24 protein-coding genes are annotated in these 21296 nt (G+C 57.5%); 4 read left to right on the forward strand and 20 right to left on the reverse strand.

Annotated features, from left to right (window positions below):
• Positions 1–6: 6 nt before the first annotated feature.
• The 3 genes from bluB to IF205_RS05560 are packed head-to-tail and all read right to left on the reverse strand — an operon-like array spanning position 7 to position 2116.
• Entirely contained in the window at positions 7–651 is a 645-nt protein-coding gene (gene bluB / locus IF205_RS05550) for a 5,6-dimethylbenzimidazole synthase (RefSeq protein ID WP_259782297.1), read from the reverse strand.
• A gap of 4 nt (positions 652–655) precedes the next feature.
• Positions 656–1216 carry a 16S rRNA (guanine(966)-N(2))-methyltransferase RsmD gene (gene rsmD / locus IF205_RS05555; protein WP_259782298.1) on the reverse strand — a complete coding sequence of 187 codons (561 nt, stop codon included), beginning with the start codon at positions 1214–1216 and terminating at the stop codon, positions 656–658.
• A gap of 9 nt (positions 1217–1225) precedes the next feature.
• Complete coding sequence (locus tag IF205_RS05560; protein WP_259782299.1) at positions 1226–2116, reverse strand: pseudouridine synthase; 891 nt, start codon at positions 2114–2116, stop codon at positions 1226–1228.
• An 89-nt stretch (positions 2117–2205) separates the two neighbouring features.
• Between IF205_RS05560 and IF205_RS05565 the strand changes: the two genes are divergently transcribed.
• Positions 2206–2685 (forward strand): nucleoside deaminase, encoded by a 480-nt coding sequence (locus IF205_RS05565; protein WP_259782300.1) that lies wholly within the window; start codon positions 2206–2208, stop codon positions 2683–2685.
• Between the two features lie 59 nt (positions 2686–2744).
• Here IF205_RS05565 and IF205_RS05570 read toward each other — a convergent pair whose 3' ends face one another.
• Positions 2745–2879, reverse strand: coding sequence for a hypothetical protein (locus IF205_RS05570; RefSeq protein WP_259782301.1), 135 nt, complete (start codon positions 2877–2879; stop codon positions 2745–2747).
• 165 nt (positions 2880–3044) lie between these two features.
• Here IF205_RS05570 and gcvA point away from each other — a divergent pair, with 165 nt between their 5' ends.
• Complete coding sequence (gcvA, locus tag IF205_RS05575; protein WP_259782302.1) at positions 3045–3965, forward strand: transcriptional regulator GcvA; 921 nt, start codon at positions 3045–3047, stop codon at positions 3963–3965.
• 569 nt (positions 3966–4534) lie between these two features.
• On the opposite strand, the gene IF205_RS05580 is transcribed toward gcvA, so the two are convergent.
• Together IF205_RS05580 and IF205_RS05585 are read right to left on the reverse strand one after the other, a co-directional pair.
• Complete coding sequence (locus IF205_RS05580) at positions 4535–5362, reverse strand: universal stress protein (protein WP_259782303.1); 828 nt, start codon at positions 5360–5362, stop codon at positions 4535–4537.
• A gap of 99 nt (positions 5363–5461) precedes the next feature.
• A complete protein-coding gene (locus IF205_RS05585; RefSeq protein WP_259782304.1) occupies positions 5462–6313 on the reverse strand; it encodes an alpha/beta fold hydrolase in 852 nt (283 codons plus the stop codon).
• Between the two features lie 117 nt (positions 6314–6430).
• Here IF205_RS05585 and IF205_RS05590 point away from each other — a divergent pair, with 117 nt between their 5' ends.
• On the forward strand, positions 6431–6937 hold the full coding sequence (locus IF205_RS05590) for a PAS domain-containing protein (RefSeq protein ID WP_259782305.1): 507 nt from the start codon (positions 6431–6433) through the stop codon (positions 6935–6937).
• A 23-nt stretch (positions 6938–6960) separates the two neighbouring features.
• Here the strand turns inward: IF205_RS05590 and IF205_RS05595 are convergent, their stop codons facing one another.
• From IF205_RS05595 to IF205_RS05620, 6 genes are all read right to left on the reverse strand, one after another.
• Positions 6961–7695 carry a tetratricopeptide repeat protein gene (locus IF205_RS05595; protein WP_259782306.1) on the reverse strand — a complete coding sequence of 245 codons (735 nt, stop codon included), beginning with the start codon at positions 7693–7695 and terminating at the stop codon, positions 6961–6963.
• A 43-nt stretch (positions 7696–7738) separates the two neighbouring features.
• The gene (locus IF205_RS05600; protein WP_259782307.1) at positions 7739–8488 is read right to left on the reverse strand and encodes an SDR family NAD(P)-dependent oxidoreductase; all 750 of its coding nucleotides are present in this window, start codon (positions 8486–8488) and stop codon (positions 7739–7741) included.
• The gene (locus IF205_RS05605; protein WP_259782308.1) at positions 8478–10484 is read right to left on the reverse strand and encodes an AMP-binding protein; all 2007 of its coding nucleotides are present in this window, start codon (positions 10482–10484) and stop codon (positions 8478–8480) included. The genes IF205_RS05600 and IF205_RS05605 overlap by 11 nt, the downstream gene beginning before the upstream one ends.
• Positions 10474–11163 (reverse strand): thermostable hemolysin, encoded by a 690-nt coding sequence (locus tag IF205_RS05610; protein WP_259782309.1) that lies wholly within the window; start codon positions 11161–11163, stop codon positions 10474–10476. The genes IF205_RS05605 and IF205_RS05610 overlap by 11 nt, the downstream gene beginning before the upstream one ends.
• 160 nt (positions 11164–11323) lie before the next feature.
• Positions 11324–12241: an oxygen-dependent tRNA uridine(34) hydroxylase TrhO gene (gene trhO, locus IF205_RS05615; protein WP_259782310.1), complete on the reverse strand. Its 918-nt coding sequence runs from the start codon at positions 12239–12241 to the stop codon at positions 11324–11326.
• 152 nt (positions 12242–12393) lie between these two features.
• On the reverse strand, positions 12394–13182 hold the full coding sequence (locus tag IF205_RS05620) for a pyridoxine 5'-phosphate synthase (protein WP_259782311.1): 789 nt from the start codon (positions 13180–13182) through the stop codon (positions 12394–12396).
• Positions 13183–13396: 214 nt separating this feature from the next.
• Between IF205_RS05620 and IF205_RS05625 the strand changes: the two genes are divergently transcribed.
• A complete protein-coding gene (locus IF205_RS05625) occupies positions 13397–13957 on the forward strand; it encodes an LbetaH domain-containing protein (protein WP_259782312.1) in 561 nt (186 codons plus the stop codon).
• A gap of 30 nt (positions 13958–13987) precedes the next feature.
• Here IF205_RS05625 and IF205_RS05630 read toward each other — a convergent pair whose 3' ends face one another.
• From IF205_RS05630 to IF205_RS05665, 8 genes are all read right to left on the reverse strand, one after another.
• Positions 13988–14245 carry an SWEET family sugar transporter gene (locus tag IF205_RS05630; RefSeq protein ID WP_259782313.1) on the reverse strand — a complete coding sequence of 86 codons (258 nt, stop codon included), beginning with the start codon at positions 14243–14245 and terminating at the stop codon, positions 13988–13990.
• 14 nt (positions 14246–14259) lie between these two features.
• Positions 14260–14952 carry a methyltransferase domain-containing protein gene (locus tag IF205_RS05635; protein ID WP_259782314.1) on the reverse strand — a complete coding sequence of 231 codons (693 nt, stop codon included), beginning with the start codon at positions 14950–14952 and terminating at the stop codon, positions 14260–14262.
• 143 nt (positions 14953–15095) lie between these two features.
• The gene (locus IF205_RS05640) at positions 15096–16520 is read right to left on the reverse strand and encodes a hypothetical protein (RefSeq protein ID WP_259782315.1); all 1425 of its coding nucleotides are present in this window, start codon (positions 16518–16520) and stop codon (positions 15096–15098) included.
• 5 nt (positions 16521–16525) lie between these two features.
• Positions 16526–18145: a GMC family oxidoreductase gene (locus IF205_RS05645; protein ID WP_259782316.1), complete on the reverse strand. Its 1620-nt coding sequence runs from the start codon at positions 18143–18145 to the stop codon at positions 16526–16528.
• On the reverse strand, positions 18136–18594 hold the full coding sequence (locus IF205_RS05650; RefSeq protein WP_259782317.1) for a hypothetical protein: 459 nt from the start codon (positions 18592–18594) through the stop codon (positions 18136–18138). The genes IF205_RS05645 and IF205_RS05650 overlap by 10 nt, the downstream gene beginning before the upstream one ends.
• Positions 18591–19307 carry a phytochelatin synthase family protein gene (locus IF205_RS05655; protein ID WP_259782318.1) on the reverse strand — a complete coding sequence of 239 codons (717 nt, stop codon included), beginning with the start codon at positions 19305–19307 and terminating at the stop codon, positions 18591–18593. Before IF205_RS05655 ends, IF205_RS05650 begins: the two co-directional genes overlap by 4 nt.
• Complete coding sequence (locus IF205_RS05660; RefSeq protein WP_259782319.1) at positions 19304–19624, reverse strand: c-type cytochrome; 321 nt, start codon at positions 19622–19624, stop codon at positions 19304–19306. The genes IF205_RS05655 and IF205_RS05660 overlap by 4 nt, the downstream gene beginning before the upstream one ends.
• A gap of 11 nt (positions 19625–19635) precedes the next feature.
• Positions 19636–21171 carry a multicopper oxidase family protein gene (locus IF205_RS05665; RefSeq protein WP_259782320.1) on the reverse strand — a complete coding sequence of 512 codons (1536 nt, stop codon included), beginning with the start codon at positions 21169–21171 and terminating at the stop codon, positions 19636–19638.
• Between the last annotated feature and the right edge of the window lie 125 nt (positions 21172–21296).

Raw genomic sequence — 21296 nt, forward strand, 5'->3', positions numbered from 1 at the left:
GAGACCCTAGCGGCGGAGAATTTCAGGGGCGTGGCGGTTTTCCCAGCCACGCCTTTGCAATTCCGGCACATTGTCGTTCTGCTGCGGATAGCCCAGGCAGAAATAGCCTATGAACTGCCAGTTCTCCGGCACATCCAGCGCCTGATTGATGAAGTCCGGCGTCAGGATCGACACCCAACCCAGGCCCAGGCCTTTGGTGCGGGCGTAAAGCCACAAAGTGTGGATCGCCATGGTGCAGGAATAGGCCAGCGTCTCCGGCATGGTCCGGCGGCCGAGGCCCGCGCCCTGGTCCGGGTCCGGGTCGCAGAAGACCGCGAGCTGAACCGGGGCGTCGTGAAGACCGGACAGTTTCAGGGAGGCATAGGTTTTGGCCTTTTCCCCCTCGTAGTCGCCCAAGGCGGCGGCGTTTTCCTGTTCGAAATTCGATGTGATTGCGGTCCGGCGCTCCGGGCTGTCCACGATGACAAAGCGCCAGGGCTGGCTGAGGCCTACAGAGGGGGCGAGATTGGCAACGTCCAACAGCTCCTCCAGCATGCCGTGGGGCAGCGGGTCCGTCTTGAAATGCCGCACGTCGCGTCGCCATTCCAGCAAGTCATGGAAATGATGCTGAAAATCGGCGTCGAAAATGGGGGGGAGGGCTGTATCACTCATGTGGTTAATCTTGGTCCACTGCGGTCATGAAATACAGTCTGGCCGCGCCATATTTCCGCTCGTCCACGACGGTTAGCGTCTCCGGCGGGGTGAAGCTTTCCTTTGGATCGGTCTGTACGATGACCAGTCCGCCTTCGGCCAGCCAACCATTGTCCAGCAGGGCCAGCAATGCCGGTTCAGACAGGTTCTGCCGGTAGGGGGCGTCGAGAAAGACAATATCGCAGGGACTGGCTGCCCGTCCGGGTGCGGTGGCGTCGCGGGCAACGATAGTGCAGTTGTCACGGGCGCGGCATTTGTCGATATTGGCTTTCAGGGCTGCGAGTGCGGGTTTGTGTTTTTCCACGAAGACGGCTTCCGCGGCACCCCGGCTTAGCGCCTCCAGCCCGATGCTGCCGGTCCCTGCAAAGACATCGGCGATCCGGCCACCCTTCAGGAGATGAGCGAATTTTCCGTGGACCAGCAGATTGAACAGGGCTTCGCGGGCGCGGTCTGCTGTGGGACGGGTGTCCTCCCCTTCAGGTGACTGCAGTTTCGCGCCACGGAAACGACCGGCAATGATCCGCATGGCCAGCCTCTACGCCTTTCCCTGAGGCTTTTTCGGGCCGGAACGTTTGGCCTGGACTTTGGCGCCAGGTTTGCGGGCAGCCGTTTTCGGTTTGTGGCGGCGGGGTTTGTTCTTCCGCGGTTTGGCTTTGGCCCCCTTGTGGGGGTTGCCCATGATGTCGCGGATCACGCCCGGGGTGACCTCATCAGTTTCACCGCGAGCCAGGGTGCCCAGGTTGAAGGGGCCATAGCTCACGCGGATCAGGCGGTTCACGCTGTAGCCCAGATGTTCCATCACGCGGCGGATTTCGCGGTTCTTGCCCTCGCGCAGGGAGATTGCGACCCAGGCGTTGGAACCCTGCTGACGCTCCAGTTCCGCGTCGATGCGGTCATAGTGGACACCTTCAACGGTAATGCCCGCCTTCAGGCTTTCCAACTTGGCCTCGTCCACACGACCGCGTACGCGTACGCGGTATTTCCGTTTCCAGCCGGTCTGCGGCAGTTCCAGCTTACGCGCCAGTTCCCCATCATTGGTCAGCAGCAGCAGGCCTTCGGAATTCAGGTCCAGACGCCCGATGGAAATCACGCGCGGCATGGATTTCGGCAGATTGTCGAATACGGTTGCCCGGCCCTTTTCGTCGCGCGCGCTGGTGACGAGACCGACGGGTTTGTGATAACACCACAGGCGGGTCGGTTCCTGTTTGGGCAGCGGTTTGTCGTCGACCAGGACGACGTCATCCGGGCCGACATTCACGGCGGGGCTGTCGATCTTGCGGTCGTTGACGACCACACGGCCTTCCTCGATCCAGCGTTCGGCCTCACGGCGTGAACAAAGGCCGGCGCGGGCCATGGCCTTGGCGATGCGTTGCGTCGCCTGGGAGGCGTCGGAGTCGGGCGTGTTTTCGGGGCGTTGTGTGCTCATGATGGCGGTCATATAGTCCAATTAGGGAGTTGGGAAAAGCCCGATCCATTGACCATACAGGAATAAAGTAGCGGATACAGAAAAAAGCGATGTTGCCAAAGACCGGAATGACCAATGGATATATGGCTCTTGCCATTGACGAGGCAAAGGCGGCGGCCACGCGTGGCGAAGTGCCGGTTGGCGCCGTTGTGGTCGACGTGGCCACGGGAGATGTGCTGGGCCGGGCCGGGAACCGGGTAGAGGAATTGAACGATCCCACAGCCCATGCGGAGCTGTTGGCGGTGCGTGAGGCCTGTATCCGCAAGGACAGCGCACGCCTGCCCGGTTGTGACCTCTATGTCACGCTGGAGCCTTGTGCCATGTGCGCGACGGCCCTGTCCTTTGCCCGTATCCGCCGGGTCTATTACGGCGCTTATGACCCGAAAGGCGGCGGGGTGGATCATGGCGCGCGTATCTATGAGCGCAACACCTGTCACCATCGGCCCGATGTAATCGGGGGGCTTTCGGAAAAAGAATGCGGCGATCTCCTGAAACTCTTTTTCAAGGACCGCCGCGACCAGACGGACTAGTCGAAGTTTAGGGGGGTAATTGGGGGCTGTCGCCCCCGGAGAGCAGAGTCTTGCGGGCTCTAGAATTTCGTCAGACCAACCAGCGGGGACTGCAGCGGTGTGATGGCTGCAGGGCGGGCCTGGGTTTTGCGCGATGCACTTGCCTGTTGCAGGTTTTTGCGGCGGAGGCGAAGAGCCGTAAACTTGAGGGACATCGGCCACTCCTTTCATCGTATTACAGGGGTGGAGGCGCGGGATTTGGGGGAAGCGCCGTCCATGACTTCCATATAGGACTGTGAATCTTTTATGACAAAGGAAGTCTTTTCATCCGAATCATGAATATATATTCATGGATCACTAATGATGGATAGGAGGGATGGATGCGCCCTTTGCCCCCGATTGCGGCCATGCGGGCCCTGGAAGCGGCCGCGCGGCATTTGAGCTTTACGCGTGCTGCGGATGAGCTTCACATCACGCAAAGTGCGGTCAGCCACCAGATCCGCCATCTGGAGGAGTTCTGGGGATTTCCGCTGTTCAAGCGGCAAAGCCGGGGGCTGATCCTGACAGAGCAGGGGGAGGCCCTCGCAGACGTGATCCGTTCTTTCCTGGAACAGATGGAGCAGACCCTTGGCCGTCTGACGGAAACTGAGGTCCGTGGTCCCCTGAAAGTCAGCCTGCTGCAATCTTTTGCGGTGAAATGGCTGGTGCCTCGCCTGCCGGACTTCCAGGCTGTTCATCCGGAAATCGATGTCTGGATTTCAACCAATGACGATCCTATTGATTTCGGTGAGGGCGAGGCGGATCTGGCCATTCGTCTGGGAGGGGGGAATTATCCCTCGCTTTTTTCAGAGCTTTTGCTGACGGAGAAAGTCTTTCCGGTTTGCAGCCCCCGCCTGGCGGAACGGTTGGGGATGCCGGAATGCCCCCGTGACCTGCTGCGTTATCCGCTGATGCTGCGCAATAATGAGGAACGAACGGCAACTTGGCAGGAATGGTTCCTGCGCGCAGGGGTGGAAAATCCGCAACTGGCGGATGGTCCGCGTTTCCCCGACACCAATATGGCGCTTCAGGCGGCGCTGGCTGATCAGGGCGTGGCTCTGGTGCGCAGTGCCCATGTTGGTGACGATCTTGAGGCCGGGCGATTGATCCGCCTGTTCGACGTCGATTACCCGTCGGCGTCGGCCTATTATCTGGTTTGTCCCAAAGGCCGGGAGAACCAGCCCAAGATCAAGGCATTCCGGGAATGGCTACAGGAAGAGGCAGCGGCTGCACGGTCAAGCTATGCCGCGCTGGGCATATAGGCATCTGTTGGGTTTTCGGGAGAAAATTTGGTCCAGATAAGCCTGTGGCCCTAACCTGGGGGGAAGGGGCGGTTAGGGCCACAGTCCTATAAGAGCTTGCGCTCTATCAATCGGGCATAAAGTGGATTGGCTGCAAGTGCCCGACTGACATTAAACTTTAATACAAGGGGCGTGCCAGTTTTTCTAATGTGTTGGCGAAAAAATGACAACCATTTGAAAAATATAAATATATTTTTTAAAAATGATAGTTTTTGAGTAATCTTCCCCTTTCGAAATAACCGCGGTCTTGTGGCTATTTGCAAATTGCAAAGAGTGTTTTTCGCATTTTGCAAAGATTATTTTTGCATTTTGCGAAAACGACATATTGTTGAGTGGATTCTAATTGACTCTACTATTGCGAATATTGCCCGCGCGGTTGGATTGTCGCGGTGAAGAGTTACTCGCCCGCTGATCAATAAAGGCGGATTATTGCCCCTGTGATGCCGGCCCAGGGCACCCGTGAGGGCATATAAAACAACTGCGGGATCAGGGCGATCCCGCAGTTCTGGCTTTTCAGTGCCCGTACGGTCTTAGTGGGAGAACAGGACCGGGACGGTCATGTGGCCCAGAAGATAATGGGTGACGCCACCCAGGATCACTTCACGGAGGCGGCTGTGGCCGTATCCGCCCATGACCACCATGTCATATCCGCCTTCGGCGACTTCGTTCAGCAGCATGTCACCGACATCGACGCTGTCGGAGACGGTTTTGCCGGTCTTGGCTTCAATGCCATGTTCGCTGAGATAGACGGCAATATCCGCGCCGGGGATGTCTTCATTCTTTCCCGGGTTGGCGGACAGGATCGTGACATTGTCTGCCTGTGCCAGGAAGGGCAGGGCATCCTTGACGGCACGTGCGGCTTCGCGGCTGCCGTTCCAGGCGACGAGGATCGATTTGCCGATGTCTTTCTGCACACCGATATAGGGGACGATCAGTACCGGCCCACCGGCCCCCATGACCACGGCATCCGGGAAACCCTCATAGGCGCCCGCGTCAACATCCGGGTTCTCCTGCCCCAGAATGGTGAGGTCGGCGTAACGTGCCTGACCGGCCACAATGCGTGCCATATCCCCGTCACCCTGGACCCAGCCACTGCGATCCGTGCGGCCGGTTGCGCGCATCTTCTCGTTGAATTTCTCTTCCGTTGCGGCCAGGGCGCGGTCCTGTTCGGCGGACATGGATTCATAAACGTCCGGCGGAACCTGCGCGGCGGCAAAACTGGGTACATAGATCGGGGCTTTGACCCCGACAGCGGTCAAATGGGCATCAAAGCGGTCTGCCAGCGTTGTAGCAACGCCCAGGCACTGCTTACCTTTTTCAGACTCATCAAGATGCACAAGGATTGTGTTGATTGACATGATGTTCCTTCCCGGAATGGTTGGAGAATGTCCCGTATTGCACCTATCTTGAAACTAAACTCGATGGAGGGCAATGATCGATATCAATCCATATGCTACCTATATTTGACTAATATGGTCGGTGATTCCGGCGATGATTTGCTGATGGTCCTCAGGATGCAGTTCATGGCCGCCGCCATCGATCTCAATTATCCGGGCGGAACATGCCGCTTTGGCCAGCGCCCGACCGTGATCGATTGGGAAAATCGGGTCGGCGGTCCCGTGCAAGACGAGAGTTGGGCAGGTAGCATCCGCGACCCTGCCGAGGTTAAAATCGTCCGCAAAAAGGGAGAAATGATTTGTAGTGCTCGGGAAGTTGCGGGCCCGATCATAGTCAGCCTCAATAAACCGCCGCGTTGAATCCTTGTCAAAAGGGTGTTTCCGGCTGGTGATGACTGCGCATTCTGCCAGCATGAAATCGATGACTTGCTGCCGGTCGCTCCAGTCGACTGTTTCTCCGGTGGCTGCATGTTCCATATAGCGATTGCTTGGTGGCGGGAGGTCTTCTTCCACGCCCAAGGGAGAACTGCTGATTACAGTCAGCGATAATACGCGATCGGGGTGGCCGACAGCCAAATTCTGGGCAATCATGCCACCCAAAGACATGCCGACTATATGGGCTGCGGGAATGTTGTAGGCATCAAGGACATGAAGGGCATCATCGATCATATCGCAGAGTTTGTATCCCGGTTCGCCGGGTGGGTAATGGGTCGACTGACCTGTATCCCGATTGTCGTATCGAATAACGAAATGTCCATTGTCGGCAAGTGCCCGACAGAAACAGTCAGGCCACCAGAGCATGGAAGCCATTGCGCCCATGATTAGCAGGATTGGCGGTGCCGATATATCACCAAAACACTCAGTGGCAATTTCAGCTTTCGTCGCGGGTATTGTCCGTATCGACATATCCATCCTCTTTATCCTGACAGTGGAGTTAGCCGGCTACCAATAGTAGAACAATACTAATTGCATTATGCAAGTAGTTATTTATATGGCTAAGTCAAATGGTTGGGAGGTAGGATCGATGTTATGACGAGATTTTTTGAGAGTAATTTTGGCGAAGGTCGCGGGGATGTTGAGTTGCGCGACCCCCGGCATCGGGAGCTGTATTCCTATTGGGGGGAAAAGAAAGGCGATCGCAGAGTGCCTCGGCGTGCCGATATCGATCCGGTCGATATCCCGCGCCTGTTGCCCAACATCTTTATTTTCGATGTGATCCGGGAGCCGCGGGACTATGTGTTACGCCTACTGGGAACAAGTCTCGTTTCGGTTCTGGGGAAAGACTTCACCGGGGCGGCGTTTGATAAAATGTATCAGGGTGATACGGCCAAAATCCTGCGTTATCAGTATGATTGGATCGTCGATCATTGGGAGCCGGTGTATGACCGGTTGGATGCCGCATGGATGTCCAAGGATTACATCTATTACGACCGGCTGCTGTTGCCGTTGTCGGATACCGGTGAGCGGGTGGACAAGCTGTTGGGCTGTGCCCTGTTCATAACGTCATCGGATCTGGAGGAGGGCCGCTCCCGATAGGAGTAGCCCTCTCCACATGCAGGTTATTTACCCTTGTCGTCCGTATGCTTTTTGGACTGCTTCAGCTTTTTTTGCAGTTTCTCCTGCGCAGCCTGGATTTCCTGCCGGCGGCCTGCGTCGGCAATCGGGCGGTCCGGACGGGGGGCTGCGTTCAGTGCCCGCTGTAGATATGTCGCGGCTTCGTCATAGCGTTCCTCTTCGATCAGGAAGTCACTATAGAAATAGTTGGGGTCAATGCCGTCGGGATTGATCTTGAGGGCTGCTTTCAGATGTTCTTCGGCCTTGTCATTGTCACCGAAAGCAAGCGGCCAGCCCGGAACCTGATAATAGAGCGAGCCCAACGACGTATGGGCCGACCCGGCCAGGCTGGTGGGGTCGATTGCAAGGGCGGCCTCAAACAGTGCCTTGGCCTGCTTCACCTTGCCAAGCGCACCAAAGCCACCGTCGATACCGGCATCCGTCGACAGAATGATACCTTCCCAGATTTTGGGTTCAGCCCGTCCCGGATAGCTTGCGCTGACTTTCGCTGCATAGTCTTCAAGCTTGTGCAACCCATCCAGTTGCGTGTCCTCATTTGCGGTTTGATATTTGATTACTGCCCATTGCTTTTGCAGGTATTGGACCTGCTCAGACACCGGGTCTGCCTGCGTCGTGGTGGAAACCGGCAGCGGTGTCGCCTGTTCGGCAAAGGAGGCCGCGGGAATGGAGAAAAGGCAGGCGGTCATGCTGCCCAATGCCAGATAAGTCTTGATTTTCATGGTTCTGTTTCCGGTTTTCATAGTCATTAGCCGCCATTTCCGGTCATGTTGCAGCGCGTTGAACATGTGATTCCTGTTTGCCGTTCAGCGCAGATTCACCAATACGGCGGTTACTTTGCAGGCCGTTGTCCACGACCGATGGCAGCAGGGCGTTAAGCATTGCAAAAAAGCGTTCGGGCCATCCGAAGCGCACTTCTCTTTCGCGCCCGACGATTGCCTGGAAGGTGCGTTGGGCCACTTTGGCCGGAGAATCGCTTTTCACCTTTGTGCGCTGGTTGACCTCTGCCTTGATGCCGTTGTTCATCGGCGTGCTGACCGCGCGCGGCGCGATATGGGTAACGGCAATCCCCGTACCGCCTAATTCGCGGCGCAGGGAATCGCTGAACCCTTTCAGTCCGGCCTTGGCAGCGGCATAGCCCGTTACATGGGGCAGGGGGATCAATCCGACCATCGACCCCATGGTGACGATCTGGCCGGAATTACGCGCCTTCATGGCGGGAAGCACAGCCTGGGTCAGGCGCATCGGTGCCAGCATGTTAAGAGCCACCAGGCGGTCCATATCCTGGCGTTCGCAATAGTCCAGCACATTGTCACCCGCCATGTTGATCAGAATGTCAGGTGTATCCCGTTTCAGGCGCTCACAGACCGTGTCCAGGTTTTCGACCAGATCGCCGTCCCGCCTGCCACTGTAGACTGTCACATCCGCACCGGCCTTCTCCAGGAGCTGGACAAGCGGGGCACCGATACCGCCGGTGCCGCCGGTGATGAATACGGTTTTGCCCTTAAGCTGCATTGCTGAGGTTCCCTTCGTGGGGAATGGCGCGCAGGAGATTGGCAAACAGTCGGAAGGTATTTTGTGCGACTTCGATAATTGCCGCCTGATCGTCGGGATCAGTGATGGTATTCACCAGTTCCTCGTAGAATTTCATATGGCTGATATCCAATTCGCCATGGGAGAAGAGATAGGAGAATGCCTCCTCCGGCAGACCCAGTTTTTCCTTCACCGCCGATGCCCCGTGGTTGGCGATTTCGATGGATGTGCTTTCCAGCATGAAGACCATTCCCAGGAAGCCGACCGGATTTTTCCGGGTCATATAATCATAATTGTAGGCAATCAGAACCTGGGTCTCGAGGTTAGGTTTCGATTGCCGGGCCGCCTCTTTGTCACCACCGGCAGCCGCGATATCGTTCAAAATCCATTCCTCATGGCCGATTTCTTCGCTGATGTAGGAGGCGATTGCCTTGTGCAGCCGTTTTTTCTCCGGCGGCAGCTTGGACCCCATGGTCATCAGGAAGGGAACGGTATGGGAGACGTGATGGAAAGCCTCGGTCAGATAGGCGATATAGGTGTCGCGCGTGATGCTGCCCCGCAGTCCATCGACGAGCTGTGGCACATGGTATAAGCCTGCGCGGGCGCTGGCCGTTTCCGCGACCAGCCGGTCATAAAAGCTCATGGAGGATGTTTCCTTTGCATAGAGGCTCAGAATGGCGTCGCGGCGTGGGCGGCCGGTGCCGGTCAATAACCCGCTTTGCACGGTAAAGGGTGGTACGAGTTTGAAGTCCATGATCTGGGCGTAATCCGGCAGTGCGGCGTTGGTTCTGGCAACCGCGGCCTCTGCGTCGGCATTGGCACTTGTCTGAACCAACAGCGCGCTCAGATGCGGCTGTCCATCGCCATAGACGACGGCCTGGGCGATCTCAGGATTTGCCAACAGGGTTGCTTCGACCCATTCCGGAGACACATTGCGGCCATAGGAGGTGATCAGCACGTTTTTCGCCCGCCCGGAGATGGAGAGGAAGCCGTCATCGTCAATCGCGCCAAGGTCGCCTGTGGCGAAGGTCTCCGGCGCGGCCTCACCGACATAACCGAGGAATCCGGGATTCTTGATATGGATTTCACCATCAAGGACGGTTGCCTGAACATGGGGCAGGGGTTTGCCCACCGTGCCGGGTTTGCTTTGGTTAGGTGTATTCAGGGACACGACGGATGCGCATTCGGATAGCCCGTAGCCTTCATAGACCGGCAGTCCGAGGGCCTGTGCCTGCTGTAACAGGGCGGGGTCCACCTTGGACCCGCCCACGGCAACAAATTTGAGGTTCGGAAGTGGTCCTTTCTGGGCGACCTGCTTCATCAGCCCCCGCAAAATCTCAGGCACCAGTATGACGGAATTCGTACGGTGCCGGGTCAGTTGATCATGCAGGTCGGAATAGAGTGTCCCGAAGGAGGTGAGTGGCGTCAGTTGAATGGTGCAGCCCGCCAGCAGACCGGCATATACACCGGCCACATTTTCCAGCAACACAGCCAAAGGCAGGACACAGAGATGGCTTTCCACAAAGCCCTGGCCCAGGACGTCCAGAATGCTCTGGGCAACGGCTTCCATTGCCTTACGGGGAAGGCAGACGCCTTTCGGTTCGCCGGTGGTCCCGGAGGTATAGGTAACCTTGGCGGTGCCTTCAAACAGGCGGGTGGGGTCGTTGATCCCGGTTGGCTGCAGGCCCGCCGGTGTCGCCATATGGGAAACGGCGGATGTCTGGATTAGGTGGTTCACCTGGCCTTCCACGAAGAACGGCGGAACGGGAACAACAGGGATTCCGGCCTTCAGGGCGGCCAGATCCCAGAGGACCCAGTCTACGGAGTTATCCAGGGCGATGCCCAGGACCGAAACGTCAGAGAGGGAGGCTTCGCGTTTTTCGACCTCCGCATTCAAGTCGCCATAGAGGACGGTTTGGGTTTGGTCCTGAAGGGCAATCTTCTGGGCCGGATGGGAGAGCAGCGATTCAAAGAGCATTCGTGCGGTCCGTAATCAGGAGAGGGAGGTTTTGTTGGTTGTTGTCAGGGGAATTGGCCAATCGCTCCACGCCCCGTGCGACCGACCCTACCAGGACGCGGGGGCGGGTTTCGTAATAGCTGCCCCAGGTTTGGTCAGGATCGCGTGCAACGTCTTCGGCAGCGCTGCAAATCACCTGCGGTTCCAGTCCAAGGCGGTTGAACAGGCGGTGGAGGAAGACCGTCCCTGTGACCGCGGTGTAACTGATGCCTATGTCGTGAAGGTGATTTGCGAGCGCCGTGAAGAGTTGCAGGCAGGCGCCACGGCCATCTGCGGCGAGGTTGCCGACTTCGGCGACCTCCCGGCGCGGGCAGTGGAGAATCTCTTCTATCGGTACGCCTGTATAGCGTTCTAGAAACAGCGGTGAACAATCGGCATAGCGGAATCCCGCCGCGGCCGTGATGTCGCCGTCTTCGTTGCGGATGCTGATCAGGCCCGGATAGTTGATCTGGATGGTTGCATTGTACCGATCCCGGTATACGCGCTGGACGAAAGCCTCGATGGCCGTCCGTTCGCGCCCGTCCGGGCCGGTGATGACAATGGTTGATCGATTATGCGGCCGGGCCGGAGAAAACAGATGTTCCTTATAGGGGATTGAGGGGAGCGATGTGTTCTTCTCGTTACAGCTTCGCTTGGGCATATGGTTCGTCCGGTTCTGCAATCATTATTGAGCAAAGCCTAAATTGAGAACCTGACGGATAGCTTAAAAAGCGCAGAATGCCTTGGTCTTGCCATAATCATTGCGGCCCGGCGTGGGCCGGGCCGAGAATGTTCTGGCTGCTTTCAAGGTCGAAGGGTGTTTAGTTTTCGCGTGGCCCCACATGGGACTGATTGCGGGCCTCGGCCAGCTTCACCTGGCGGATGCGCTCACGGGCGCGGGCGCGGTTTTCCGGCGTCTGCTCATCATGGCAGGTCGGGCAACTGACGCCTTCTTCATATTTGTCCGATTGGCGGTCTTCGTCGGATACCGGGCGGCGGCAGGCGCGGCACAGGTCATAGTCGGTGAGTGACAGGCCATGGCCGACGGCCACACGTTCGTCAAAGACGAAGCAGTCGCCTTCCCACAGGCTTTCTTCTGCGGGCACCTCTTCCAGATATTTCAAAATGCCGCCCTGCAGATGGAAAACCTCTTCAAATCCCTGATCCAGCATATAGGCCGTGGATTTTTCACAGCGGATGCCGCCGGTGCAGAACATGGCGACCTTCTTGTGTTTCTTCGGGTCCAGGTTCTCCGCAACATAGTCCGGGAATTCGCGGAAGGACTTGGTGTTGGGATCGATCGCGCCCTTGAAGGTGCCAATGGCATATTCGTAGTCGTTGCGGGTATCAACAACCGTTACGTCCGGGTCGGAGATCAGGATGTTCCAGTCTTCCGGTCTGACATAGGTGCCGACCTTTTCGGTGGGGTTGGCTTCGGGGCGGCCCAGGGTCACGATTTCCTTCTTCAGGCGCACTTTCATACGCAGGAAGGGGGGCTCCTCGGCATGGCTTTCCTTGTGGTCCAGATCGGCCAGACGCGGATCGGCCCGCAAATAGCCCAGAACGGCGTCAATGCCGCCACGGGACCCGGCGATGGTGCCGTTGATGCCTTCCTTCGCCAGCAGCAAGGTTCCCTTGACCATGTGTTTTTCACAATAGGTCAGCAAATCCTCCCGCATGTCCTGATAGTCATGCAGGTCGGCGAATTTGTAGAGAGCGGCAACAACAATATCGGCCATGGTCCGGCTCTTGAGCTTCCTGAAGGTTGAAAATCTGCGCTTTTGCGCGGCGCTTTCATAAGCCCTTCACCGGAAAACCGCAAGGAAACCTTAAGCGATATCCCAGTGTTTGCCTGCGGTTTTAATGCCGTTCAAAGCCTTTAGCGACGGCATCAGGAGGGCTGCGCCATCCTAAGTGGTTGAATATTACCATAGCCCAATGCTGAGAGATATGCCTCCACTGCGCCGGAAAAACCCATCCACAGGGCGTCGGACGTGAAGGCGTGGCCGATGGAGACCTCCGCCAGCATCGGCACGGCCTCCTTGAAGGCCGACAGGTTTTCCGTGGTCAGGTCATGGCCTGCGTTCACGCCCAGTCCCAGGTCGTCTGTCGCTTTTGCCGCCGCGGCATAGTCAGCCAGGACATCCTGATAGGTACCGGTTTCAAAGGCATCTGCATAGGGGCCGGTATACAGCTCGATCCGGTCGGCCCCAACCTCGGCCACATAGGCCATCAGGTCGGGTTCCGGGTTCATGAACAGGGATACGCGGCATCCCATATCCTTCAGTTCACTGATGATCGGCGTCAGCCTGTCGCGGACCGCCTTGTTGCTCACGTCCCATCCATTGTCGGAGGTTGCGGCGTTCGGGTCATCGGGCACCAGTGTCGCCTGGTCAGGACGTACGTCCCGGCAGATCGCCATGAAATCGTCGAAGGGGTTGCCTTCGATGTTGAACTCGATGCCTTTGGCCTTGTGCCCTTCCTTGTCCAGCATGTTGGCAAGGTCATAAACATCCTGGCGGCGGATATGGCGTTCATCGGGACGGGGGTGGACAGTCAGGCCATGGGCACCGGCCGCGAGGATGGTCCGGCCTGCCTCTACGGGGCAGGGATAGCCCACATGACGTTGATTCCGCAAAAGCGCGACTTTGTTCAAATTGACGCTTAACTTTGTATCCATTGTCCGGCCTCTGTCGCCCGAATTATACCACAGTTGTCTAATTGGCCCCATACTAGTCGGGGAATACTGGAATTGAACAGGGCCACTATTCAGGCTTGCCGGGCTCAAAAGTGGACCGATAAGCCATTCGATTGCTATTGAGGGCTTGTCAGCCGGGTCATGTCCCTTATATCTGCGGAGCAATTTGTTAGTCCTGATAGGGAAGGTATGCCCAATGATTCGTAAGAACCCAAACGGAGACTTGCCCGTTATTTCGCCTGACGCCTATGTAGACAAGACTGCCATCGTCTGCGGCAAGATCATCATCGAAGAAGGGGTCTTTGTTGGTCCCTATGCCGTGATCCGCGCGGATGAGGTGAATGAGGAAGGTGATATGGAGCCGGTCGTTATCGGTGCCCACTCCAATATCCAAGACGGCGTTGTGATCCATTCCAAGGCCGGTGCCCGGGTCCAGATCGGCGAACGTTCTTCCATTGCGCATCGATCCATTGTCCACGGGCCATGTGTGATCGGTGATGATGTCTTCATCGGCTTTAACTCGGTCCTGTTCAACTGCGAAGTCGGCAACGGGGCGGTTGTGCGCCACAACTCTGTGGTTGAAGGCTGTGATGTGCCCGAACGGTTCCACATCCCGTCCACCACGACCATTCATTCCAACGACGATCTGAAAGACATCAAACAGGTCGACGCGGACCAGTCCACTTTCTCTGAGAGTGTGGTCGAGGCCAACAAAGAACTGGTCAAAGGCTATAAACGCCTCGGCAACGAGTTCTGATTATGAGATTTCCGGCGCGGCGGCCTTTGGTCAGCCGTGCCGGATCTTGAAATAGACCACCGTGCTGGCCAGCGCCAATGTCATGGCATTGGCCAGGATCATCGGCCAGTCACCCAGCATCAGCCCATAGGCCAGCCAGAGGCTGACGCCGCAGCAAAGCACCAGAAACATGGAAAGTGACACATCCCGTGTGGAACGTGTGCGCCAGACCTTGATGACCTGCGGCAGGAAGGAAAAAGTGGTCAGGCCAGCCGCCATATAGCCGATCACGATTTGCAGGGTATCCATCGAATGGGTGTCCTTTACGACTTGGCGCGTTTTTCCATGACAAGGAACAGGCGGAAGGACAACCACCGCGCCAGGAACGGCGACAGGGTTTCCTCCACATCCAGAATGCCTTTGACGGTGGATTCAGGGATCAACGAATAACCACCGCGTATATCGCTCAGCGGCCCGGCCAGCATGGATACCCAGCGTTGCTTTGTGATATGCAGCTGGGGGAAACGCTCCATGAAGGCGATTCTGTTTTCCAGTTTGGTGAACAACAGGGATGGCCGGGCAAGGTTGCGCGGCGGGCGTTGGTCATCGGCGAGCGGATCGACCTTGAAATTCATCCTGGCATCCCGGCCTAGACTGTAAAAAAGCCAGCTGACCAGTGTGATACCCGGTTCCATGATCACCAGATGGCCGCCGGGCTTCAAACCGGCCTGCGCCTTGTCGAAGAAGGCTGCGGGGTTCTTTGTTTGCCACAAGGCATCGCGGACCAGGATTGCGTCCAGACTGTCTGCCTCGACATCGTTTAGAACGTCACTGCTGTCGAGATTGTCCGCGTCGACGTAAGAGGCGTTGACCTTGTGGTCCAACAGGGAGGCAAATTCGTCACGATCACCACCGACCACGAGGATGGACGCATCATCCGTCAGCTCTGCGGCTTTGATCTGTCGCATCCAGTAATTATTGTCGACGGCCTTATGGGCGGCGCTACGGTCTGGCATGGGGCCTCTTTCGCTCCGGGAAATCAGGAAGGCAGGCAAAATGCTGCCCTGGGCCGTATATAGCGACAATTACGAAAAAATCGAGACCTATATTGACGCATCGGCAAATGCAGGGCGGAACAAGGGCCCGCCCTGCATTGTTATCATGCTGTTTGCCGCGCCAGTGGCCGGGATGGCTTTGCCTTGATCCGGACCCCGGCAACCGCAAGCGGGATGGCTGCCAGGACTAATATGACCTGGGCAACGAAAACGAAGCGATAGGCGGCAACTTCGCCATATCCCATCAGCTTTACCCCTTCGAACAGGATTTCGAGTGTTTCCAGGCCGAACTCCGTACCAAACATGATCACGAAGGCCGGTGCCAGGGTCATAAGCGGATTATCCTTACATTCCGCCATGACAAGCGCCACGATCACTGTCGTGACCATGCCCATGCCGGCAGAGGCAATCATCTTGGAGATATAGAAGAAATCCGCATTGATCAGGAGGTCGGGATAATAGGTGTATCCTACCGTTCCGATGATAAGCAGCAGAATGCCGAGACCCAACAGATAAGGCAGACTTTTTTCATTGCGGGTGAAGATGGCCCCCGCAACAAAAACCATCAATATCTGGGCGGCGGCACCATAGGTTGCCCGGTCCTCGATCAAGGTCGAGGAACAGAGATGCCGGACCAGATAGGCTGAATCATAGAGACCGGTCGTCGGCATCTCCAGAATGAAGAGTGATAGCATCAGGAACAGGGCGACAGGCGGCAGGTTCAGGCGGCTCGTGCGGTCCGCCCTGATATAGCGAAGGGCTGCCGCCAGCACGATCAGGGCGAAAAGTCCCATCAGGCCGAGGGTCGCCGGGGCATCCAGGCCAACGAAGGATACCGCCGCAGTCATCGCCTCGAAGGTAATCAGCCCGGCAAAGATGTATCCCAGGGCCTGGCGTGACAGGACGGAGGGCGGGGTGTCGGTGGAGGTTGCTTCCGTCTGGTGTGGGAATATCCAGTGCGACAGCAGCATGATGACAAGGGGAATGGCTGCAAATCCAAGGAAGAACTGCCCGGTGCCGACATCCTGGGCGACATATTTGACAAGCTGTGGCGTGATCAGGAAGGCGACCGGCTGGGCAGATGTCCAGATTGTAGTCAGGGCCACGCGGCTGGTCTGATCCGGGTTGCTGTTGATAGCTTGCTGGGCAAGCGGTGCAAAGAAGGCAATACAGAAACCGCCCAGGGTGAAGGTGGCGATCACGGCCAGTTCGCGGGTAAAGAGCGACGGGTTGATGATCATGACCACGCCAAGCAAACCGAAGCAGATCACGGACAGGGCCGCCGCCCAGAAGGATATTTTCCGCGCCCGCTGTGGCGTCAGGATGACCGGGGTCATCGCCAGGGCGAGAACCGCACTGCCGACCAGCAACTCAACCAGAATGCCGGTCTTGTCGACGGAGATATGCAAAAAGCTCGCGAAGGTGCCCTCGTCCGTGAAAATTGTAGACGTGACAACCGACTTGAGGGCATTGCCCAGAAAAACGAAACAGATCTGGACCATCCCGAAGAGGCCGAGCAGTCTTAACATACAGGTTACTCCGCGAGGCTGCGCATCATGTTTTCTGCCGCACGGATCGCCAGTGCCGCAATTGTCAGCGATGGCGCGTTGACCGGCATGGTCACATGGCTGCTGGAGCCCAGGATATACATATTGCGATGGTCGTGGGCGATCAGGTCCGCATCCACGACCGATTTCGTCGGGTCGGTGCCCATGATGGTCGTGCCGCCAATGATCGCGTTGGAAAGATAGGGTTCGTTATTCTGTACCTCTGTTGCGCCCATGGTCTCGAAGACTTTCAGGTTGATGTCCAGCCCGGCCTTGAGGCCCTGTTTGGTGTAATCGTCCATCGTGAAGGTCACCTTGGGCTTGGGCACGCCTGCGGTGTCTTTCTCATCTGCCAGTTCCACCCGGTTGTTCCAGTCGGCCAGCACCTCAGCCGAACTGTTCAGGCGCAAATGCCTCGACAGTTGTTCGGAGATTTTGTTGGCAAGTGCGGACCCGGTGAGACCATCCTTGATGAATTGCTGGGCCAGATTGGTGGCGTCGCTGTTGCCGGACCAGCCGTCATTCATGAAGCTGGTGCCGATGGCCGCCATATTTGAGCGGAAATCCCCGTCCCGCCGTTCGATCAGGCCGGAGGTCTGCTGTGGCCCGCGATAGGGATAAACCGGTTCCGCCGTCAGGCCCCAGGTATCCTGGTTGGCCTGGGTCAGCAGGTTGCGCCCGACAGCATCGGAGGAGTTGGCAGCACCGTTGGGGGCCGTCTCCTGTTTGGAGTTCAACAACAGACGCGGGTTCTCGATGGCATGGCAGCAGACCGCGAAAATTTTGCCTTTGACCCAGAAGGTCTCGCCATTGGGGCGCTGAACCTTAACACGTGTGACCTGTTGGTCGGGGCCGATCTCGATGAAAGTGACCAGTGCGTTGGTTTCCACCCGCGTTCCGGCCTTTTCAGCCTTTTCGGCATGAACGGACGCATCGTATTTGGCGCCGATCGGGCAGATGGGCACACAGGTGTTGTTGCCGCAGCAAACCGGACGGTTGTCATAGATTTCCGAATTGCGTGCATGGGAAAAGATACCTGAACGCAGGCCCAGCTTGTTCAGGGCCTTTTCCACCTGTTTATCCATATAGGAGGCGGGAATCGGTGGCATCTCGTAAGGGACTTCACGCGGTGCGCCCCAGACAAAATCCATACTGCCGGCAACGCCCCAACGCTTTTCCACGCGCTGGTAATAAGGCACCAGCAGGTCATAGTCGATGGGCCAGTCCTCAGCCACGCCATAGTCGGTCTTCATGCGGAAATCCGCCGGGCGCAGGCGATCGGCAAAGCCGGTCCAATGCCAGGAGGTGCCGCCGAAGATGCGCAGATAGGCCCCGATGAATTCATCCGGCCCGCCCTGGACGTAGAAATCGTCATAGCCGCCATCGGTCGGATGGGGCGCGGAAGGGATGCTGGGATAGGGCGACTGCGGCCCTTTCACCGGGTTGTTGTAGAAGGTTTCCACATAATCGTTGCGTGTTCGCCGGTCACCTGCTTCCAGCATCAGCACGTCGACGCCCTTGCGCGACAGGGTATAGGCGAGATGCGCCCCTGCCATGCCGGAGCCGATCACGACAACGGTTGCTTCCATGTCTCCTTTTACTGCCATGGTGCATGCTCCCAATGTCCGAAGGCCGGGCCGCCGCAAACCCCGGGCGGTTTGGTGAAACCGGTGGCATTCCAGGCCAGGCACCAGGGGTAGTAGAGGGTCTTGGATTCGTTATCGCGTTGCACTTCGCCCGTATAGAGGAAGCTGGTGATGAAGGTGATCTGCTCTTTCAGGGTATCGGCCTGGTCGCCCGCGCGGGTAATCGCCATTTCGATGGTCTGCCCGTCCATGGCGGCGACAAAGGCGTGACGCGCAGCGTTGCCGAATTTGCGGGTGAATTCGCTTTCCGCCGCGCGCAGCATGATGTCAGGGATATCGACGACGCCGCCGATCTGGCGGACCGCAGCCTCGAAAATCCGGCTGTCGGCGCCCAGGCTGCTGGCCTGTGCCTTCAACGCGAAAGGCGTGAAAGCCGCAGTCGCCAGCAGTTTTCTGCGTGAAAGTCTCATCGGCTCACCACAACGATGCCGCGGGTTTTGTTGGAGCTGGGGTCCTTGAGCATCATGGCCTCATGCAGTTCTGCGACCGTCAGCCAGACCGGCGGGTATTTGTATTTCGCAACATCCAGGATCAGGACCCGGTCGCTGTCTGCGTCATAGGCGGCGGCGGGCGAGATATGGCCGTCGCCAATCTGACCAAGCGGTTTACGGGAATAGTTGACGATCAGGCGCTTGTTCTTGTCGGAGAGCGCTGCTTTGATGATTTCGCGCAGCTCGTCAACGGACAGGTCCGAGGCGTGTTTATAGCTGGCTGTCACCCCCAGATTGGTCAGGAAGGTGGCGATCTGCGGCAGGACAAGGCCCTCATGGTCGACCATGGCATAGGATTTCACCGCCTGGTTTTCCGGGGTGAAAATCTCGTCCTGGGTGAACAATGCATAGGGGTAGAGCTGCTGCGGCTTGGGCCGTTCGACGCCCAGGCTGTTGAGGACGGCGGCCATGGTTGCCGGGCCGCAGAAGGTTTGCACCTGTTCGAATTCCAAGTAGCTCGCCAGACTGAAATAGTCCGACTGTATCTCGGAATGCATGAACAGATCCTGGCCTTCCGGCTCAATGAGGTAAAGCAGGTCATCCTTGGCCTGTGCAACAGTGCTGAAAGCCAGGCCCGCTGCCAGGGTGATTGCACCGATAGAGGCGGTCATCCGTTTTGTCATGCTGATCATTTCTGTTCCCCAAACCAATCTGCCAAAGTTTTCAGATCCTCGTTACTCAGATCCTTGATGATTTCCTTCATGACCAGGGCCTGTCCGCCGTTGCGGTTGCCGGTCTTGTAATGTTGAAGCGCGTTGTAGAGATACAGCGGCTGCTGACCGGCGATGATCGGCACATCGGCCAGCAAGGGTTTGCCGGTCGCACTGTGACAGGAAAAACACTGATGGGCTTTTGCGGGAACAGTCGATTTGCTGTCATCCGCATAAGCAGCGGAGGCCATCGCCAAAGAGGCCGCCAGGATGGTGGCGGCTAGGGTTTTTGAGGTCATTGGGTCCCCCCTCATGCTTCGATATTCACATTGATCATCATGCCCGTGTCCTCATGGGGCAGGATGTGGCAATGCATGACATAACGCCCGTCGAAATCCTCGAACCGGGTGCGGAAAACAACCGTGCCGCCGGCAGGCACCGCGACGGTATCCTGCCAGGGTTTACGGGGGTCGGGCACGCCGTTGATCGACATCACCTGGAACGGGTTCACATGGATATGGATCGGGTGCGGAAAGGGCGTGGTGTTGATCAGCGTCCATTCCTCGACATCCCCGACCTTGGCCACCACGTCGTCGCGGCGTGGGTCGAAGGGTTTTCCGTTGATGGTGAATTCGGTGTCGTGGAAGAAGCCTTTCACCTCCGACACACCCAGGACCATTTTGCGGTGGCCGGTGATCTCGTCGTCGGTGATGTCCTTGAGCATCTTGTTTTTCGGCAGTGCACCTTGCGGGACGGACCGGCCGAAGAGCAGGTTTGCGCCCAGTTTCGGGTGATCGTCCGGGATTACATGAACCTCCGCCAGTTCCACTTCCGGCAAGGGTTGTTTACCCTGGTCGAAGGCCGGACGCATCAGAGGATAGACACCGGGCTTGAGGCCCTTGACCAGAAGGTTAACCCGGTTGCCGGGTGCCAGATGGCTTTCCTCGATCTTCTCGGCTTTCGGGCGCGGGTTGCCGTCAAAACCTACTTCATAGAGGTCTAGGCCATCCAGACGCAGTGGGAAGAACTGTGCATCGGCTGCGTGCAGGACGCGCCAGTGCTGTATCTCGCCTTCACGGATATAGATGCGGGGCTTGTATTGCCCGTTGATCAGGAAGTCCCGTTCTGCGTCCAGAGGCCAGATCGGCTGTTCAGACGTCAGGATGCCGTCAATTCCCCGGATCGGTGCCTGGATCACCATGACGCGCTCCACGCATTGCTTGATTTCCGGTACACTTTCCAGCGTGCCCTCGATGATCGCCATCCCGGCGGCCCCGGAGGCAACCTGTGCGGAAACGGACCCGTGGCGATGCGGGTGATACCAATAGTTCCCGGCGGGATGGTCTTCCGGCAGTTTGACGATGTAATTGAATTTCTGTCCCGGTTCGATGTTCAGATAAACATTGTCGCTGTTGCCCTTCGGGCTCACGTGGAAACCGTGATAATGGACGTTGGTCGTATTGAACTGGTTCGGGATATTCGGATTGACCAGCGTGGTGTCTTCATTGGGCGGCATGTTGTTGGCAAAAGCGATTTCCATGACGTCGCCAGGCCGGATGCGCAGGGTTGGCCCCGGCAACCCGCCTTCGAAAATCCGTAAGGCGGCTTCGCCCGCTGGCAGGAACTTCTTTGTGATTGCCATGGCGAGGTCGGTGCGCAGCTCGCCGTTGACGGAATGAATTTCCGGCGGGTTGGCAAGGTCGTCCGCCATGCCCAGTGGTGACTTCGCCGGGAGTGTCTTCGCGCTGGCTCCAAAACCCCTGCTTGCCAGGGCAGGGAGAAAGCTTCCCCCCACCACCAAAGCCGCAGCCCCTTTCAGGATCGTGCGACGGTTGATATTCCGCATATAGATTTTGCCCTGATGATTATCCCCTGTTTGGATTCAAGTTAGACCAATTTGTTAGGAATGTCATTATGTTGAATGCGGCTTTTCGGGCTGGCAGGGCAAACAGCATTGTCTGGGGTGCTTGC

The sequence above is a fragment of the Aestuariispira ectoiniformans genome, from assembly GCF_025136295.1.
GTDB lineage: Bacteria > Pseudomonadota > Alphaproteobacteria > UBA8366 > Aestuariispiraceae > Aestuariispira_A > Aestuariispira_A ectoiniformans.

Coding starts and splice junctions, on each gene's coding strand:
- IF205_RS05585 (WP_259782304.1), bottom strand. CDS start 6,313: ATGGATATGTCGATACGGACAATACCCGCGACGAAAGCTGAAATTGCC.
- IF205_RS05595 (WP_259782306.1), bottom strand. CDS start 7,695: ATGAAAATCAAGACTTATCTGGCATTGGGCAGCATGACCGCCTGCCTT.
- IF205_RS05640 (WP_259782315.1), bottom strand. CDS start 16,520: ATGTTAAGACTGCTCGGCCTCTTCGGGATGGTCCAGATCTGTTTCGTT.
- IF205_RS05620 (WP_259782311.1), bottom strand. CDS start 13,182: ATGGATACAAAGTTAAGCGTCAATTTGAACAAAGTCGCGCTTTTGCGG.
- IF205_RS05625 (WP_259782312.1), top strand. CDS start 13,397: ATGATTCGTAAGAACCCAAACGGAGACTTGCCCGTTATTTCGCCTGAC.
- IF205_RS05565 (WP_259782300.1), top strand. CDS start 2,206: ATGTTGCCAAAGACCGGAATGACCAATGGATATATGGCTCTTGCCATT.
- bluB (WP_259782297.1), bottom strand. CDS start 651: ATGAGTGATACAGCCCTCCCCCCCATTTTCGACGCCGATTTTCAGCAT.
- IF205_RS05570 (WP_259782301.1), bottom strand. CDS start 2,879: ATGTCCCTCAAGTTTACGGCTCTTCGCCTCCGCCGCAAAAACCTGCAA.
- IF205_RS05665 (WP_259782320.1), bottom strand. CDS start 21,171: ATGCGGAATATCAACCGTCGCACGATCCTGAAAGGGGCTGCGGCTTTG.
- IF205_RS05630 (WP_259782313.1), bottom strand. CDS start 14,245: ATGGATACCCTGCAAATCGTGATCGGCTATATGGCGGCTGGCCTGACC.
- IF205_RS05650 (WP_259782317.1), bottom strand. CDS start 18,594: ATGAGACTTTCACGCAGAAAACTGCTGGCGACTGCGGCTTTCACGCCT.
- IF205_RS05590 (WP_259782305.1), top strand. CDS start 6,431: ATGACGAGATTTTTTGAGAGTAATTTTGGCGAAGGTCGCGGGGATGTT.
- IF205_RS05610 (WP_259782309.1), bottom strand. CDS start 11,163: ATGCCCAAGCGAAGCTGTAACGAGAAGAACACATCGCTCCCCTCAATC.
- trhO (WP_259782310.1), bottom strand. CDS start 12,241: ATGGCCGATATTGTTGTTGCCGCTCTCTACAAATTCGCCGACCTGCAT.
- IF205_RS05600 (WP_259782307.1), bottom strand. CDS start 8,488: ATGCAGCTTAAGGGCAAAACCGTATTCATCACCGGCGGCACCGGCGGT.
- IF205_RS05605 (WP_259782308.1), bottom strand. CDS start 10,484: ATGCTCTTTGAATCGCTGCTCTCCCATCCGGCCCAGAAGATTGCCCTT.
- IF205_RS05635 (WP_259782314.1), bottom strand. CDS start 14,952: ATGCCAGACCGTAGCGCCGCCCATAAGGCCGTCGACAATAATTACTGG.
- IF205_RS05560 (WP_259782299.1), bottom strand. CDS start 2,116: ATGAGCACACAACGCCCCGAAAACACGCCCGACTCCGACGCCTCCCAG.
- gcvA (WP_259782302.1), top strand. CDS start 3,045: ATGCGCCCTTTGCCCCCGATTGCGGCCATGCGGGCCCTGGAAGCGGCC.
- IF205_RS05660 (WP_259782319.1), bottom strand. CDS start 19,624: ATGACCTCAAAAACCCTAGCCGCCACCATCCTGGCGGCCTCTTTGGCG.
- IF205_RS05645 (WP_259782316.1), bottom strand. CDS start 18,145: ATGGCAGTAAAAGGAGACATGGAAGCAACCGTTGTCGTGATCGGCTCC.
- IF205_RS05655 (WP_259782318.1), bottom strand. CDS start 19,307: ATGATCAGCATGACAAAACGGATGACCGCCTCTATCGGTGCAATCACC.
- rsmD (WP_259782298.1), bottom strand. CDS start 1,216: ATGCGGATCATTGCCGGTCGTTTCCGTGGCGCGAAACTGCAGTCACCT.
- IF205_RS05580 (WP_259782303.1), bottom strand. CDS start 5,362: ATGTCAATCAACACAATCCTTGTGCATCTTGATGAGTCTGAAAAAGGT.